Genomic DNA, 15886 nt, shown 5'->3' with positions numbered 1-15886 from the left:
GTCCGAGAACGGAAGCTGTGCGGTCCACGACGGGAGGTGTGCGGCGAAGGCTCCTTCAGCGCTCCGCCCCGCGCTCCGTCCCGCGCCCGCCCGCCCCCTGCACCGCGAGGACCACGAAACCCACCGCCAGCCAGCACAGCCCCACCACCTGGGCGCTCGTCGTCGCCTCCACGATGACGGCGACCAGCGCCCCCGCACCGACCACCGGGAAGAGCACGTGCTTCCACCAGACAGGCGGCCCCGACATCCGGCGTACGACGAACCATCCGACCACCGACGCGTGCAGCAGCACGAACGCGGTCAGCGCCCCGATGTCCACCACCGACACCAGATGGTCGAGGCCGTCGTCGCGACGGGCCGCCCACACGGCGGCCACCAGCGTCACGATCGCCGTGCCCAGGATCGCCAGGCGCGGCACGCCCGACTTCGGGTCGACCTTCGCGAGGAGGTGCGGCAGCCGCCGTTCACGGGCCATCGCGAAGACCAGCCGCCCGGCGGCGGCCTGCCCCGCCAGCGCCGCGAACGCCGCACCGATCGCCTTGCTGACCGCCACCAGGTCGTGCAGCCAGGTCCCGACGGAGGCGTCGACCGCGTCGTAGAACGCCGACCCCTGGGCCGCCGGATCCGCCGCCAGCTCGTCCGAACTCATCGGCTCCAGCAGCGCAGCCAGGTAGGTCTGGGCGATGAACAGGAACCCCGCGAGCACCAGACAGAGCAGCACCGCCCGCGCCACCTTCCGCGACCCACCCGTCACCTCTTCGGCGAACGAGGCGATGGCGTCGAACCCCAGATACGACAGCACCGCCACCGACACCGCGCCCAGCACCGCCGCCATGGAGAACGCCGAGTCCCCGGTGAGCGGCGTCAGCCACCCGCGCTGCGCCCCGTCCCGTACGAGGACGACCACGGCCGACACCACGAAGACCAGCAGCACCACGATCTCCATGGCCAGCACGGCGAACCCGACCCGCGCGGCCGCCCGCACCCCCCACAGATTGAGCAGCGTGGTCACGAGCACGGCGATCGCGGTCCACACCCACCGCGACACCTCCGGGACCAGCGCGTTCATCGCGATCCCGGAGAAGAGGTAGGCGACGGCGGGGATCAGCAGGTAGTCGAGCATCGCCATCCACCCCGCGATGAACCCGGCCCCTTCCCCGAGCCCCTTGCGGGCATACGTGAAGACCGAGCCGGCGAAGGGGGCGACGCGCACCATCTGGGCGTAACTGAAGGCGGTGAACCCCATGACGACGGTGGCCACGATGTAGACGAGGGCCACCGACCCGCCGGACTTGGCGTCCAGGGTGCCGAAGATGCCGACGGGGGCCATCGGGGCGATGAACAGCAGCCCGTAGACGACCAGGTCCCGGAAGCCGAGGGTCCGCCGCAGCTTGCCCTCCTCGACGCTGCTCCCTGCCCCGCTGCCGCCTGCCGACCCCGTACCGCTCCCCGAGACAGACGTCATGAACCCTCCACAGTCACCGTCCGCTGCACCCGTCCAGCCATCAGTCTCCCGACCCGGGCGTCGTGGCGCCTGTTCGGTACGGCCTTACGATGGGACGCATGACTGCAACGCCCAGCCCGTCACCCGCCGCCACCCCGAGCGGAGGCACTACGCGCCGCAGTAACACCCGTCGTGTCCTGCTCGCCGCACCTCGTGGCTACTGCGCGGGCGTGGACCGCGCCGTGATCGCCGTCGAGAAGGCCCTGGAGCAGTACGGGGCCCCGATCTACGTCCGCCACGAGATCGTGCACAACAAGTACGTCGTGCAGACCCTGGAGAAGAAGGGCGCGATCTTCGTGGACGTCACCGCGGAGGTCCCCGAGGGCTCCATCGTGATGTTCTCCGCGCACGGAGTCGCGCCCACCGTCCACGCGGAGGCCGCCGAGCGCAAGCTCGCGACCATCGACGCGACCTGCCCGCTGGTCACCAAGGTCCACAAGGAAGCCGTCCGGTACGCCAAGGAGGACTACGACATCCTCCTGATCGGCCACGAGGGCCACGAAGAGGTCATCGGCACCTCCGGCGAGGCCCCCGACCACATCCAACTGGTCGACGGCCCCGATGACGTGGCGAACATCGAGGTCCGCGACGAGTCGAAGGTCGTCTGGCTCTCCCAGACCACCCTCTCCGTCGACGAGACGATGGAGACGGTGGGCGCGCTCAAGTCGAAGTTCCCCAACCTCCTCTCGCCGCCCAGCGACGACATCTGCTACGCCACGCAGAACCGCCAGATCGCGGTGAAGAAGCTGGCCGAGGACGCCGAGCTGGTCATCGTGGTCGGCTCCAAGAACTCCTCGAACTCCATCCGCATGGTCGAGGTCGCCCTCGACGCCGGAGCCGACGCCGCGTACCTGGTCGACTTCGCGAGCGAGATCGACGAGGCGTGGCTGGAGGGCGTGACGACGGTCGGCCTGACCTCCGGTGCCTCCGTCCCCGACGTCCTGGTCGACGGGGTCATCGAGTGGCTCGCGGAGCGCGGTTACGCGGACGTGGAGACGGTCAAGACGGCCGACGAGTCGATCACCTTCTCCCTCCCCAAGGAGCTCCGCCGGGACCTGCGCGCCGAGGCCGCCGCCCTTTCCGCCGAGTAGGCCGGGTAGCAGGGCACGGCGCCCGGCCTGCCCGTACGGTGTTTCCATGGAGATCTTCGGCGTGGACATCGGCGGTTCAGGGATCAAGGGCGCTCCCGTGGACCTGGACCGAGGGGACCTGGCGCAGGAGCGCCACAAAGTGCTGACACCGCATCCGGCCACGCCCGACCGCGTGGCCGACTGCGTGGCCGAGGTCGTCGGCCACTTCGACTGGTCGGGCCCCATCGGGATCACCTTCCCGGGCGTCGTCACGGACGGCGTCACGCGCACGGCGGCCAATGTCGACAAGGGCTGGATCGACACGGACGCCCGCGCCCTGCTGGGCGAGCGGGTCGGCCAACCGGTGACGATCCTCAACGACGCGGACGCGGCCGGGGTCGCGGAGATGACGTTCGGCGCGGGCCGGGGCCGTAAGGGCACGGTCATCATGCTGACCCTGGGTACGGGCATCGGCAGCGCCCTCTTCGTCGACGGCCGCCTCGTCCCCAACACCGAGCTCGGCCACCTGGAGCTGCACGGGCACGACGCGGAGAAGCGTGCCTCCACGAGGGCCAAGGAGGACGAGGACCTCAGCTGGCAGCACTGGGCGCACCGGGTGCAGAAGTACCTGCTGCACGTGGAGATGCTGTTCTCGCCCGAGCTGTTCATCATCGGCGGCGGGGTGAGCCGCAAGGCGGAGAAGTTCCTGCCGCTGATCGAGAAGGTCCGCGCGGAGATGGTCCCGGCGGAGCTCCAGAACAACGCGGGGATCGTCGGCGCGGCGATGGCGGCCGCGGGGAGGTAGGGGGCGGCGCTACCTGCTGGCGCGGGGGCGCTCGGCACGCCCGGCCGGCGCGCCCGCCGCGTCGACCTTCTTGGGCGCCCGGCTCGCGGGCCGGGGGGCCTTCTCCGCTCCCGTACGCCCCTGGGCCAGCAGATACCGCCGCCGGGCCCGCAGATGGCGGACCTTGCGTACGGAGGCGATGAGACCGGCGATCAGCGTCCCGCCGTACAGCCAGCCGGCGTGCACGGCGAGCGCGGTGACCAGGGCCATGGTCTGCCCGCCGAAGCCGGCGGACCCGCCGGAGATCGGGAGGACCCCGACGGCGAAGGCGATGGGCACACTGATCGGCGCGGTGACGAGGTCGGCGGGCCGGACCCAGAGCGCGGTGAGCGCGCTGACCGGCAGGAACAGCAGTCCGTAGACGATCTCGGAGCTGTCGAACAGCAGCCGGTCCACACAGGCGAGCACGAACATGGTCAGCGCGGCGAACAGCCCGGCCCCGATCCCGGTGAGCCGGGGATTGGGGAACCGCCGCAGGGCGAGCAGCACCGGCGGCACGGCACGCACCCGCCCGCCGGCGCTGCCCCCCGCCCGGTAGACGGTGGCGGACTCACCGAAGGCGCCCTGCACCGGCGCGACGGGAGGGGCGGGCGCGGCGGCGGCCTGCGGGGCCGGCCTGCGCTGCGGGGGACGTGTCCTGTGCTGCTCCACGGGGACAACGTAGGTCGCGGGGCGGGAGGAATCAGGCGTTGGACACGCGCTTTGGCCGACCTTGGCGTTGCGTTCGATGCCACACGGCTGAAACGGACCTGTCCGGCGGTGTACAGACGGCCTGCGGCGGACCCGTGCGGGGCCGAGCGCCCCCGCCCGTAAACTGGAGAACCGGTCCACTCCGTGACCCGGCCCGAACAGCTGAGCCGGCCCCGGGCCCCTGACCCCCTCCTCACTCCAGGAAGTCGCCAAAGTGTCGCTCACGATCGGAATCGTCGGTCTGCCGAATGTCGGCAAGTCGACCCTGTTCAACGCCCTGACCAAGAACGACGTGCTGGCGGCCAACTACCCGTTCGCCACGATCGAGCCGAACGTCGGCGTGGTCGGCGTCCCGGACCCGCGCCTGAACAAGCTCGCGGAGATCTTCAACTCCCAGAAGCTCCTGCCGGCCACGGTGGACTTCGTCGACATCGCCGGCATCGTCCGGGGCGCGTCGGAGGGCGAGGGCCTGGGCAACAAGTTCCTCGCGAACATCCGGGAGTCCGACGCGATCTGCCAGGTCATCCGCGCCTTCAAGGACGAGAACGTCGTCCACGTCGACGGCAAGGTCTCGCCCAAGGACGACATCGAGACGATCAACACCGAGCTGATCCTCGCCGACCTCCAGTCCGTCGAGAAGGCCGTCCCGCGCCTGACGAAGGAGTCCCGCCTCCAGAAGGACAAGATCGCGGTGCTCGCCGCGGTCGAGGACGCCCAGAAGATCCTGGAGTCCGGCCAGACCCTCTTCTCGGCCGGCATCACGGCCGCCACGGAGAAGGGCAAGCTCCTCCACGAGCTGCACCTCCTGACCGTCAAGCCGTTCCTCTACGTCTTCAACGTCGACGAGGACGAGCTGGTCGACGAGGACTTCAAGAACGAGCAGCGCGCCCTGGTCGCCCCCGCCGAGGCGATCTTCCTCAACGCCAAGATCGAGTCCGAGCTCATCGAACTCGACGACGACGAGGCCCTGGAGCTCCTCCAGTCCATGGGTCAGGAAGAGCCCGGCCTCGCCACCCTCGGCCGTGTCGGCTTCGACACCCTGGGCCTCCAGACCTACCTCACGGCAGGCCCGAAGGAAGCCCGCGCCTGGACCATCAAGAAGGGCGCCACGGCTCCGGAGGCGGCCGGTGTGATCCACACCGACTTCCAGAAGGGGTTCATCAAGGCGGAGATCATCTCCTTCGACGACCTGGTCGAAACGGGCTCGGTCGCCGAGGCCCGCGCCAAGGGCAAGGCGCGCGTGGAGGGCAAGGAGTACGTGATGCAGGACGGGGACGTCGTGGAGTTCCGCTTCAATCTATGAATTCCACCGTGTTGTCGACGTGGGGGAGTTCAGTCCGAAAGTACAAGTGACTGATGAGGCCGGGACCAGTCTGGCCCGGCCTCATCAACTTTCCCCGCAGCCTTTGACGACGGCCTCGAATGTGAGGGTGACAGGTTCGGCGATGGCGGGTGCCGCGGTAGTGACGGCGGCCACGAACAGCAGCAGCACCACCGCCAACAGGATCGGATGGCCGCCGAGCAGGGACGCGACCGTGACGGCGGCCACGCCCAGCGCGAGAGCAGGACGGCAGGCGCAGTGCCGAGCAGGACGCCGCGGCCACGCCTGCTGCCATTGCCGGGGCCACGCCGTACCCGGGTGGGGGCGATGAGTGGCAGCGGACTGATTGCGATGCCCGGCGCGGACCCCCAGCAACTGCCCGATCGCATCGCCCACGCACCCCGCCCTCTTCCTCGCGGCTGTCACCACCGGACAGAGTGTCGGTGACCTGCACGGTATCCGCGTCGGGCTCGCCCCACGTGTCCGGCTTGGCGAAGCGGAACTCCTTGCCGTGCTTCGGCGGCCGCCCGCTCTGGGGGTAGGCCAGGGCGTACTCCAGTCGCGGAGGTGTCGGACGGCGCATGACCCGGTCCGAGCGCATCCGTCCGAGCACATCGATGGGCAGGCCGGTAGGGAGGTAGGCCATGCGCGGGGCGTCGTCGCCGGCGTCGAACACGACCAGGATGTCCGGGTCGCCGTCTTCCCACTGGCCCTGGCCGATCAAGTCGTTCACGACGCGGCGGACCTGGGCGGTGGTGACCTCGGCGACATCGTCGTGGGGGCCGAGACGGATGGCGTCCAGCAGTTGGCACCACGAGGTGCGGCCCGTCTCCAGCGCGGCGACGAACGAGTATGGCCAACCGGGGATGAACTGGTCACTGGAGCGTCCCGAAAGTGGGACGTGAAGTCGAACGCCTCGTCCCTGACATCGTGGTGCAGCAGACTCATTCCCCACGGCCTTCGCTGGTCAAGTGCCTTGTTGGTCGGAGCACAGGATCAGACGGGGGCCGTGTTCACGTCCCCGGAATCCCCGTACGAGCGATCACGTTCGGGGCGTCGTCCGGTCAGCCGGGGAGTCAACGAGATCAAGCGTTCTCTTCGGGCCCAACGTGGCGAAGGACTGTCTCGTGCTCGCCTGCGGCAACGAGCCCGTCGATGACCTTGACCATCGACTGCACACCCGCGTCGCGCACGATGAGGCCATCCCAGCACCACCAGTAGTCGCCCTCTGGTTCGCCGGCCTGCCGCTGACGGTCCATGATCCGGTGCACCTCGTCGAGAGTGAACACGGTTCCAGACCAGCGATCGCCGTCATCACGGATGACCCACATGTCCACATTGCAGACCTCGCCGAGGTCCTCTCCGGCACCGGGCACGAAGCAGACCTCGTATCCGTTGCGTCTGACTCGGTAAAAGGGGCCGTCCCACATGCTCGCTCCGTAGCGCTCTGTCTCACGCCGCCTTCATCAACAAGCCGGACGGCCGACCAGTACACCACGCACCCCTTGAGGGCGCAGCAGCAGGTTAAAGAACAAGCTGACCTGACCGGCTTGTGCGTACAACCATCGGCCGCATTCGTGTGTCTGTTCTAGTGAGCCAGTCGGCTCGTGGATCACTTGGGTCCCGCGGGGCTCTGCCCCGGGGCCTCCTTTCGTTGGGGACACATGCGAATTCGTGCCACCGTGGCTGCCGTTTCCGGTGCCATCGTTCTTTCCGCTCTCGCTGTACCGGCCGCGCAGGCCGATGAGGGGCGTTCCTGGACTCTGCAGCCCGGTTTCAAGGCCGTCCAGCCCAAGGTCGGGGACACGTCGAAGCAGGCGTTCGGTGCGACCGCGAAGGGCGCCGCCCCGGAGATCACCTCGGCTGTTGTCAACGCCGGGAAGCCGATCGTGATCGGCACCAAGGTCAAGAAGACGGTCTCCTTCTCCGCTACGGCCACCGCCGACGCCGACATCGGCGGTGTCGGCGGTGTTGCCGCGTTCATCTGGACCGGTAAGTCCATCGATGACGAGGACAGCTTCGCCTTCGGCCCCAACGCAAAGTCGCTCTCCTGCACGGCTGTCAACGCGACCACCACGACCTGCAAGGGCACCATCACTCTTGATCCGGCGGAGATGATCAACTCTGACGCCACCACGTGGCACGTCGGCGCTGTGGCCGTGACCGAGTATGGCGACGAGTTCAAGGACTACTCGGTCTCCAGGGTCCGCGTCCAGAGCTTCTCGCAGCTGACGGTGAACGCCTCCCCGGAGCCGGTGAAGAAGGGCAAGATCATCACGGTTACCGGGAAGCTGACCCGCGCGAACTGGGACACCGGTACGTACAAGGGTTACATCAACCAGTCCGTGCAGCTCCAGTTCAAGAAGAAGGGCGCCAAGAGCTACACGACCCTCAGGACGGTCAAGACCAGCTCGACCGGCACCCTGAAGACCACCGTCAAGGCCACGGCCGACGGAACCTGGCGCTACAGCTTCGCCGGCAAGTCGAACACTGCGGCCGTCTCCTCCACGGGCGACTACGTCGACGTGAAGTAGTGCCACCAGCCCAGCGCAGGACACTGTCCCGCCGAGGCCGCCCGCCTGGAGTCTCGTAGGCGCTGGTGTCGGCGGCGCTTCCGTTCGTGGAACGGTCACGGTGACCGTTTCCACGAACGATTACGCAAAGCTCCCATTCTGGACTCACCGCGCGTGACCTGGGGATTCGGGGATCGAAAACAGCTTCTTACCGAGACCGGTCACCGCGGTGCGGCGGAGATGACGGTCGCCGCCTCGCGTACCCAGATGGTGTGGGCAGCCGGGCCCGGCACTTCGTACACGTCCCCTGCCGCAGGGTGGGAGACTTGCGGGGATCGCTGTCCTGGTCGGCCTCTCGCCGAGGGGCCCGGGGTGGGCGTGCCGGTGTCGTTCCTTCGGGCTTGGTCCTGTAGTTCCCGGTGGCGTATGCGTGTGTTGATTCGCGGGCCCGTGTGGTCGTGCGCTAGTGGGGATGGGTCATGGCAGAAGAGGGATATGTCGGCGGCGGGCTGGGGCCTGGGCTGCGGAGACGGGTGTGACGGCGCTCGGCTTGGCGCGGGCGCTGACCGGCCTGCTGGCAGCAAGTCACACGGCGCCGTTCGAGCAGGTGCCCCGCCTGCTCGACAATGCCGCGAGGGAGGCCGGTGCGGGCGGGGCGCGGTTGTTCGTGGCGGATCTGCAGGAGGAGGTGCTGCTCGAGGTCACCGGCCTCGGTCTGAGCGCCGGCAAGGGCGGCGAGGAGTACGCGATCGAGGGCACGCTGCCCGGCCGCACCTACCAGACGGCTGAGGTCACGGCGCCGGCCCGTGGCGGGGCGTGCTGGGTTCCGGTGCGGGACGGTGCCGAACGCCTGGGGGTCCTGCACATCGAGCCCGGCGATGGGGACGGGGGCAGGCCCGATGAGGAGGTCATGCGGGCGCTGGCGTCGATGGCCGGGCTGCTGCTGACCTCCAAGCGGGCCAACAGCGACTCCCACGCCCGGCTGACCCGCGTCCGGCCGATGGGGATAGCGGCGGAACTGCAGTGGAGCATGATGCCGCCGCGGACCTTCTCCGACCGGCGGGTCACCGTCAGCGCCTTCATGGAACCCGCCTACGAGGTGGCCGGAGACGCCTTCGAGTACGCCGTGGCTGAGAACGTCCTGCACCTGGCGGTCTTCGACGCCATGGGCCACGACACCTCCGCCGGCCTGACCGCCGCCCTGGCCATGGCCACCTGCCGCAGCCACCGCCGTGCCGGCGCCACCATCCCCGACGCCAGCGCGGCCATCGAGGACACCCTGGTCGAACAGTTCGGACACAGTCGCTACGCCACCGGCATCCTCGCCGACCTCGAACTGGACACCGGCAAGTTCAGCTGGGTCAACCGCGGTCACCTGCTGCCAGTGCTGATCCGCGGCGGCCGATGGGCCAGCACGCTTCACTGCCCGCCCGCCGGGCCGATGGGCAGCGGATTCAACCTGCCGATCCAGCAGAGCACCGAGCAGCTTGAGCCCGGCGACCGGCTGCTGCTGTTCACCGACGGCATCACCGAAGCCCGCGATACCGACGGCCGCGAGTTCGGCGTGGAACGCTTCACCGACTTCATCATCCGCCACCACGCCGACAACCTCCCCGTCGACGAGACGCTGCGCCGTCTCATGCACGCCGTCATGGACTACCACCAGGGACGACTGGAGGACGACGCCACCGTCCTGTTCTGCGAATGGCACGGCCCGCGCACCTCAGCCCGGTGAAGTCGGCGCCGCCGCACAAACCCACCCCCGCCCGGGTCCGGCGCGGGTTCCGGAACCCCGCACGACGGCGGGCTCTCCGGCCGGTGTACCACCGCCGTCACCCAGCGCCGCGGCCCCGCCGTCCTGGAGCTGTCCGACGCCCCCGAGCAGGACAGCCGATGACTACGCGTGATCGGGTCGCCGAGTCGCCCGGAGCCGTCCGCTCCGGGAGGTTCACCGGTCACCGGGCGAGGATCGCCGACGAGCGGTTCGCGAAGAATGGTGGCAAGCGGCCGCGCACAGTGCGCGGACCATCGATCCGATCGACAAGGTGACACGCATGGCTATGTGGGACCGCATCAAGGACCAGGCCAAGGGGCTGCAGCAGCAGTCGCAGGGCACGAGAGGCCCCGCCGGCCAGCGGCAGGCGGGTACGGGGGCCGCCGGCGGCTCGAAGGAGAAGCTGGTGGGGCTGCTCAAGTCGCAGCTCGGCTCCCTGAAGACGGAGCTCAAGAGCGGGGCGTACCGGGACGCCAGTATGGCGATGTGCGCTCTGGTCGCGGCCGCCGACGGGTCTGTCGACCCCGCCGAGCGGCACCACGTGGAGACGCTGATCCTGCAGAACGACGTCCTGCAGAACTTCCCTCCGGAGCAACTGCGGCAGAGGTTCAACAAGCATGTCGATCAGATGATGTTCAACTTCCAGCAGGGCAAGACCGATGCCATGCAGGAGATCGCCAAGGCCGCGAAGAAGCCCGTGGAGGCCAAGGCGGTCGTCCAGACCGGTTTCGTGATCGCCGGTGCGGACGGGTACATCGCCCCGGCGGAGGCGCAGGTTCTGCGGGAAGCGTGCATGGCGCTCGGAGTGTCCCCGCAGGAGTTCGGCCTCTGATCCGGCCGATGCTATTCCCGTAGCGGCAGGAACCCGGCGGGCGTGACCGTGTGTCGCGTCCCGCCGGGCCCGGGCCCGGGCCCGGGCCGTCAGCCGTCGGTCAAGGACACGCCCCGACCGGATAGGACCGTACGACCTTCCGCACCAGCGAGTCCTCTTCCGTCGCCTCCGGTCGGCCGGGAAGCATCTCGCTGAACCTGTCGTCGTCCTGCGTGTACACGTCCGGCGCGGCATAGTCGGCGCGCCTATGCCGGCCCCCACGCTGCGTTCCTTGTCGACCTCGATGCTTATGCCGCTCACCAAGTCACGGGCAGTTCCACCAGCCCGCTTTCGTGCGGTACGGGGCTTCACCCTTGATCGTGAACACCGGTTGTTATGCGGCGGTGGCCAGCGTAGTTGATCGCTGTTCGTAAGCGATCGGGCTGATCTGGCCGAGGCGGGAGTGCCTTCGGCGGGTGTTGTAGCGAGTCGCCCATCGGAAGACGGCGAGCCGGGCCTCATGGGCCCCGTTCCGCCGTTTCCTGCCCTGGAGCGTCTCGCGTTTCATGGTCGCGTTCAGAGATTCCGCAGCGGCGTCGTCCGCGCTCGTGCCCACCGCGCCGCGCGATCTGATCACGCCGAGGTCCTTGCAGACCTGGGCGAACTCCTTCGAGACGTATTGCGCCCCGTTGTCGCTGTGGAAGGTCGCCCCGCGCAGGCCGCCGGCCCCCCGGGCCGCGGCCGCGGCCTTGAGCGCGTCGGTGACCAGTTCCGTGCGCATGTGGCCGGCGATCGACCAGCCCGCCAGGCGTTTGGAGCACAGGTCCAACACCGTTGCCAGATAAAGGAATTGGCCGTTGCCCACAGGGAGGTAGGTTATGTCGCCCACGTAGCGGCTGTTCGGTGTGGTCGCGGTGAAGTCGCGCTGCAGGAGATCCGGCACCGGTGTCGCCGAGGGCTCGGGGACGGTGGTGCGGACCTTCTTACGCAGGTGGAACCCGACGATGTGGAACTTCCGCATGACGCGTGCCACCCGCTTGTGATTGACGCGCTCGCCGCCGTCCCGGAGCTCGGCGCTGACGCGCGGGGCCCCGTAGGTGCCGTCAGACTCCTGGTGGATTTCGGTGATCCGCTCGGCGAGCTCGGCATCGCCCCGTGCCCGGTCGGCCCGCGCTTGCGCGCCGACCAGGTGCCGGTAGAAACCGGAACGCGAGACCTTCAGCATCCGCACAGCCGCTTGACACCGAAGGCGCCACGATGATCGTCGACGAACTGGAAGCGGCTGCTCACCAGCTGGTCTCGGCCGCAAAATACTTCGCGGCCCTCCGCAGGATCTCCCGCTCGAGCTCGAGTTCCCTCACCCGCGCCCGCAGCTGCCGGTTCTCCTTCTCCATCGCGGTGGCCTCCACGGCCCCGGGCCGGGCGGCCTGCTCGGCATCCCGCACCCACATACGCAGCGTCTCGTGGTTGACGCCCACGTCCTTGGCCACCGACGCGTACGTCCCACCCGGGCTGGCGTGGTACATCGCGACGGCATCGGCCCGGAACTCAGGCGAGTACTTCGACGTCCCCAACGGGAACTCCTGTCCTATGGATCTTCACGATCCAATGATCAGGGTGTCCACGATCAAGGGGTAGCGCCCCCGGCCAGCAACCCGGCGACGGTGACACCGGCGGCGAGGCCGAGACCGCTGAGAACCTGGGAGACGAGCAGCACGGTCAGGGTGCGCTTTTGCACCGCGGATATGGCGGGGGCGAGAGCGGCGGTGGGCGGGGTGCGGATGGGAGTGCGGGACAGGTGGGCCATGTGGTCCGTGCTTTCGAGAATACCGGGACGCCGGAAGACCGGGGTGGCGGCTACCGGGCGGCGCGGTCGGTCGTCGTCAGGCGGCGGTCAGGTGTGCGCGGGACGGGAGGGCGAGGTCGAACTGGTCGACGACGCGGGCGAGTTGCCTCTGGGCGTCGCGATCGAGGGTCATCGCGCCGTCCGGGGTGGTCGTGAGGTGCCGGTCCAGGACGAACCGGCCCTGACAGACCTGGGCGCCGAGCGCGGTGAGGACCGGGCGCAGGGCGTAGTCGAGGGCCAGGACGTGGGCCGCGCTGCCGCCGGTGGCCAGGGGAAGCACCGGTTTCCCGGTGAACGCGTGCTGGGGCAGCAGGTCGAGGAAGGTCTTGAGCAGGCCGGAGTAGGCGGCCTTGTAGATGGGGGTGGCCACGACGAGGGCATCGGCCTCGGCAACCCGGCTCACGGCGCGGGCGAGAGACGGGTCATGGATGTCCGCCGCGAGCAGCGGTGCCGCAGGCAGGTCACGCAGGGCCAGTACGTGGGTCTGGTGTCCGCGGGCCCGCAGCTCTGCGGTGGTGTGCCCGGCCAGGAAGGCGGTACGGGACGCACGGGAGGGACTGCCGGACAGGGCGAGGACGATGGCCATGGGTACTCCTCGAAATCCCCGGAGAATCAGGGGACTTGGCGGTGAAAGGGTGATCGGTGTGGATGGGCGCAGGTCCGGGGTTTTGTGGCCGCCCGTCCCGGGTCAGTGAGGGCTGTCAGGCATGCCGTAGGCGTCGGCGATCAGCTCCGTGGAACGCAGCCGGGCCTGGGCGGAGTGGCCGACGCTGCCGATCATGAGTTCGTCGGCGCCGGAGGCCCGCTGGATGTGGTTGAGGTGGGCGGTGACCTGTGCGGGGGTGCCGTGCGGGACGTGGGTCAGCCAGCTGTCGACGGCCTGGCGTTCCTGGGCGTCGTAGGGGTAGGCGTCCACCACCTCGGGGGACGGCAGCAGGTAGGACTTGCGCTGGAACATGCGGAGCATGGCGTGTGCGAGGGTGCCGGCCTGGCGGCGGGCTTCACGGGCGTCGTCGGATGCCGCGACGGTGAAGCTGACCAACGCGTAGGGCTCGGCCAGGGTCTCGGACGGAGTGAACCGCTCGCGGTACAGGCGCAGGGCGGTCACGACGTCGCGCGGGTTGAAGTGTGCGGCGAAGGCGAACGGAAGGCCGAGCCGGGCTGCGAGCTGCGCCGAGTAGCCGGACGAGCCGAGCAGCCACACGGGCAGGCGGCCGGTGGTCGGGATGACGCCGTTGAGCCGGTCCTGGGCGGGCCCCGGCACGGCGTACACGCGCTCCGCGTAGGGGTGCTCGGCGGGGAAGTCGTCGCCGAGGAAGTGCAGCAGCTCAGCGACCTGCTGAGGGAAGTCCTCGGCGTCGCTCGCGCCGCGGCGCAGGGCGGTGGCCGTGGCGTGATCGGTGCCCGGGGCGCGGCCCAGGCCCAGGTCGATGCGGCCGGGGGCGAGGGCGTTGAGCATGCCGAACTGTTCGGCGACGACCAGCGGCGGGTGGTTCGGCAGCATGATCCCGCCCGCGCCGAGCCGTAGCCTGCTGGTCTCCGCGGTGAGCCGGGACAGCAGGACGGGTGGGCTGGAGGTGGAGACGCCGGGCATGGCGTGGTGCTCGTTCATCCAGTAGCGGGTGAAGCCGCGCCGGTCGGCGAGCCGGGCGAGTTCGATGCTGCCGGCCAGCGCCTCCGCGGCGGTCTGGCCGGTGCCGGTCATGGCGGAGTCCAGTACGGACAGGGCGGCGGGGGCGGAGCCGTGGCGGGTGCCGCGGATGGGATCGGTCATGGTCGTGCGGTCCTTCGGTTTCGAGGTGTGCGGCGCGCGGGGGCGCCGGCCGACAGTCGTGGCAGATACTGTCGGCCGGTGCCCGGTTGTCCGGCGTACGCGTGCGGCGTAGGTGGGTTCAGCCGCGGACGCCGAAGTCGACGCGGTCGGTGAGAGCGGCGGCGGCGAAGGCGGCGACGAGCTCGTCGCGGCCCTCGGTGAAGTGGGCCCAGCTGTCGAAGTGGACGGGCACGATGCGGCGGGCGCCCAGGATGCGGGCTGCCTCGGCGGCCTGAGTGCTGTCGAGTGTGAGCAGCGCGCGGTCCAGGACCGGGGTGCGGACCGCGCCGGCGAACAGCACAGCGGTGTCCACCGGGCCGAATCGGTCGGCTATCTCACGGACGAGGGAGAGCTGGGCGTTGTCGCCACTGACGTAGACGGTGGGCAGGCCGTCACCGCTCAGGACGAAGCCGACGACCTCGCCGACGACCGGTTCGAGGTCCGCGCGTGCCCCGGGACCGTGCAGGGCCGGGACGCCGGTGACGGTGATCGTGCCACCGCCGGGTCGGTCCAGGTCGATGGACTCCCAGTCCTTGAGCGGGCGTGCGGTGCCGCCCAGCCGGCCCGCGCCACTGGGCGTGGTCAGGGTCAGGGATACGCCGGCGAGCAGGGCCCGGCCCGAGGCATCGAGGTTGTCGTCGTGCTCGTCGTGCGACAGCAGCACCACATCGATACGGCCCAGATCAGCGGGTGTGGCGGAGGCGGGCGCGGTCTTGGCCAGCCCGGACGGGTAGGCGCCGGGGGCGTCGAAGGTCGGGTCGGTCAGGAAGCGCAGCCCGCCGTACTCGATGAGGGCGGTCGGGCCGCCGAAGACACGGATGGGGACCTGCTCGCTGGAAGCGCCGGTTACTGTCATGACGAGAACCACCTCACGGATAGATTGGCCTACATCCGTGACTGTAGGCGTTTGTCACGGATGAACGCAAGCTGTAACGTGAGATGGGTGAGTGAGATCGATACCGCCGCCACCGTCGAAACTGCCGACCCCGGACTGCCGCCGTCACCGGGTGCCGAGCACTACCCCGCGCTCGACCTCGCCAACAGCGCCGTCGCCCTGCCGGGCGGCCAGTTCCTCGACTCGCTGGGCACGCCCTCCGGCGCCAACCAGTGGCTGGTCGACCACGGCCTGGCCCCCGCGGACGCGGGCCTGCAGGAGATCTGCGCGGCACGCCTACGTTCCCTGCGCGAACAGGTACGAGCCCTGCTCGCCGCCCAGGTCGGCGGCCACCCCGCCCCCGTCACAGCAATGGCTGTTGTCAACGACGCCCTCACCCGGGTCCCCACCGCCTCCCCGCTCGGCTGGGACGCGGTCCGCGGCATGCACCGCACCGCCCCGCACCCCATCGACCAGATCGTCGACCAGGCCCTGGGCATCCTCGCCGCCGACGCCGCCGACCTGCTCACCGGGCCCGACGCCGAACGGCTGACGGCCTGCCCCTCCACCCCCTGCAACCGCTACCTGCTCCGCGCCGGGCGCCGCCACTGGTGCTCGGTCCGTTGCGGCGACCGCGCCCGCGCCGCCCGCGCCTACGCCCGCCGCACGCAGACCCCCGCCGACTGAGTTCGGCCACCCCCGCCCCGCCGCCGGTTCACCGGACCCGCGCCGGGGCGCGGCTTCGCACACCCTCAAGCCCCGGGCACGGACGGCACACCTCGCCCCCCCATGCCGGCCATTCCCCACGACCGACGAAGGACCAGCA

The 15886-nt window shown here is 69.8% G+C and carries 15 protein-coding genes and 2 pseudogenes; 7 read left to right on the top strand and 10 right to left on the bottom strand.

Features of this window, described 5'->3' with window-relative positions; all coding sequences use genetic code 11:
* Positions 1–55: 55 nt before the first annotated feature.
* The gene (locus AMK21_RS17200) at positions 56–1465 is read right to left on the bottom strand and encodes an APC family permease (RefSeq protein WP_073878775.1); all 1410 of its coding nucleotides are present in this window, start codon (positions 1463–1465) and stop codon (positions 56–58) included.
* Between the two features lie 89 nt (positions 1466–1554).
* Here AMK21_RS17200 and AMK21_RS17195 point away from each other — a divergent pair, with 89 nt between their 5' ends.
* Positions 1555–2595 (top strand): 4-hydroxy-3-methylbut-2-enyl diphosphate reductase, encoded by a 1041-nt coding sequence (locus AMK21_RS17195; protein ID WP_374198581.1) that lies wholly within the window; start codon positions 1555–1557, stop codon positions 2593–2595.
* A gap of 46 nt (positions 2596–2641) precedes the next feature.
* A complete protein-coding gene (gene ppgK, locus AMK21_RS17190; RefSeq protein WP_073878772.1) occupies positions 2642–3379 on the top strand; it encodes a polyphosphate--glucose phosphotransferase in 738 nt (245 codons plus the stop codon).
* A gap of 9 nt (positions 3380–3388) precedes the next feature.
* Here the strand turns inward: ppgK and AMK21_RS17185 are convergent, their stop codons facing one another.
* A complete protein-coding gene (locus tag AMK21_RS17185) occupies positions 3389–3988 on the bottom strand; it encodes a DUF6542 domain-containing protein (RefSeq protein ID WP_107429941.1) in 600 nt (199 codons plus the stop codon).
* Positions 3989–4322: 334 nt separating this feature from the next.
* Here AMK21_RS17185 and ychF point away from each other — a divergent pair, with 334 nt between their 5' ends.
* Positions 4323–5411, top strand: a complete 1089-nt coding sequence (ychF, locus tag AMK21_RS17180; protein ID WP_073878768.1) for a redox-regulated ATPase YchF — start codon at positions 4323–4325, stop codon at positions 5409–5411.
* An 84-nt stretch (positions 5412–5495) separates the two neighbouring features.
* On the opposite strand, the gene AMK21_RS35440 is transcribed toward ychF, so the two are convergent.
* From AMK21_RS35440 to AMK21_RS17170, 3 genes and pseudogenes are all read right to left on the bottom strand, one after another.
* A complete protein-coding gene (locus AMK21_RS35440; RefSeq protein WP_199863228.1) occupies positions 5496–5825 on the bottom strand; it encodes a hypothetical protein in 330 nt (109 codons plus the stop codon).
* Positions 5826–5868: 43 nt separating this feature from the next.
* Positions 5869–6321: pseudogene (locus AMK21_RS17175) on the bottom strand (transposase); the annotation flags it as partial.
* Positions 6322–6514: 193 nt separating this feature from the next.
* Positions 6515–6859: a hypothetical protein gene (locus tag AMK21_RS17170; protein WP_073878766.1), complete on the bottom strand. Its 345-nt coding sequence runs from the start codon at positions 6857–6859 to the stop codon at positions 6515–6517.
* A 234-nt stretch (positions 6860–7093) separates the two neighbouring features.
* Between AMK21_RS17170 and AMK21_RS17165 the strand changes: the two genes are divergently transcribed.
* The 3 genes from AMK21_RS17165 to AMK21_RS17155 all read left to right on the top strand — a co-directional run bounded on the left by AMK21_RS17165 (position 7094) and on the right by AMK21_RS17155 (position 10548).
* Positions 7094–7963: a DUF5707 domain-containing protein gene (locus tag AMK21_RS17165; RefSeq protein ID WP_073878764.1), complete on the top strand. Its 870-nt coding sequence runs from the start codon at positions 7094–7096 to the stop codon at positions 7961–7963.
* A gap of 514 nt (positions 7964–8477) precedes the next feature.
* Positions 8478–9677, top strand: a complete 1200-nt coding sequence (locus AMK21_RS17160) for a PP2C family protein-serine/threonine phosphatase (protein WP_234421960.1) — start codon at positions 8478–8480, stop codon at positions 9675–9677.
* A 319-nt stretch (positions 9678–9996) separates the two neighbouring features.
* Complete coding sequence (locus tag AMK21_RS17155; protein WP_199863216.1) at positions 9997–10548, top strand: tellurite resistance TerB family protein; 552 nt, start codon at positions 9997–9999, stop codon at positions 10546–10548.
* Between the two features lie 373 nt (positions 10549–10921).
* Here AMK21_RS17155 and AMK21_RS17145 read toward each other — a convergent pair.
* From AMK21_RS17145 to AMK21_RS17120, 5 genes and pseudogenes are all read right to left on the bottom strand, one after another.
* Positions 10922–12101: pseudogene (locus tag AMK21_RS17145) on the bottom strand (IS3 family transposase).
* A 53-nt stretch (positions 12102–12154) separates the two neighbouring features.
* A complete protein-coding gene (locus AMK21_RS17135) occupies positions 12155–12334 on the bottom strand; it encodes a hypothetical protein (protein WP_073878758.1) in 180 nt (59 codons plus the stop codon).
* Positions 12335–12410: 76 nt separating this feature from the next.
* A complete protein-coding gene (gene ssuE / locus AMK21_RS17130; RefSeq protein WP_073878756.1) occupies positions 12411–12959 on the bottom strand; it encodes an NADPH-dependent FMN reductase in 549 nt (182 codons plus the stop codon).
* A gap of 102 nt (positions 12960–13061) precedes the next feature.
* A complete protein-coding gene (locus tag AMK21_RS17125; protein ID WP_073878754.1) occupies positions 13062–14147 on the bottom strand; it encodes an LLM class flavin-dependent oxidoreductase in 1086 nt (361 codons plus the stop codon).
* Positions 14148–14265: 118 nt separating this feature from the next.
* Entirely contained in the window at positions 14266–15042 is a 777-nt protein-coding gene (locus AMK21_RS17120) for an MBL fold metallo-hydrolase (protein WP_073878752.1), read from the bottom strand.
* 87 nt (positions 15043–15129) lie between these two features.
* Here AMK21_RS17120 and AMK21_RS17115 point away from each other — a divergent pair, with 87 nt between their 5' ends.
* Complete coding sequence (locus AMK21_RS17115) at positions 15130–15747, top strand: CGNR zinc finger domain-containing protein (RefSeq protein WP_073878750.1); 618 nt, start codon at positions 15130–15132, stop codon at positions 15745–15747.
* Positions 15748–15886: the final 139 nt, after the last annotated feature.

This window comes from Streptomyces sp. CB00316, assembly GCF_001905595.1.
Classification (GTDB): Bacteria; Actinomycetota; Actinomycetes; order Streptomycetales; family Streptomycetaceae; genus Streptomyces.
The sequence above is the reverse complement of the archived record's forward strand: the minus strand, read 5'-3'. Positions and strand labels throughout refer to the sequence as shown.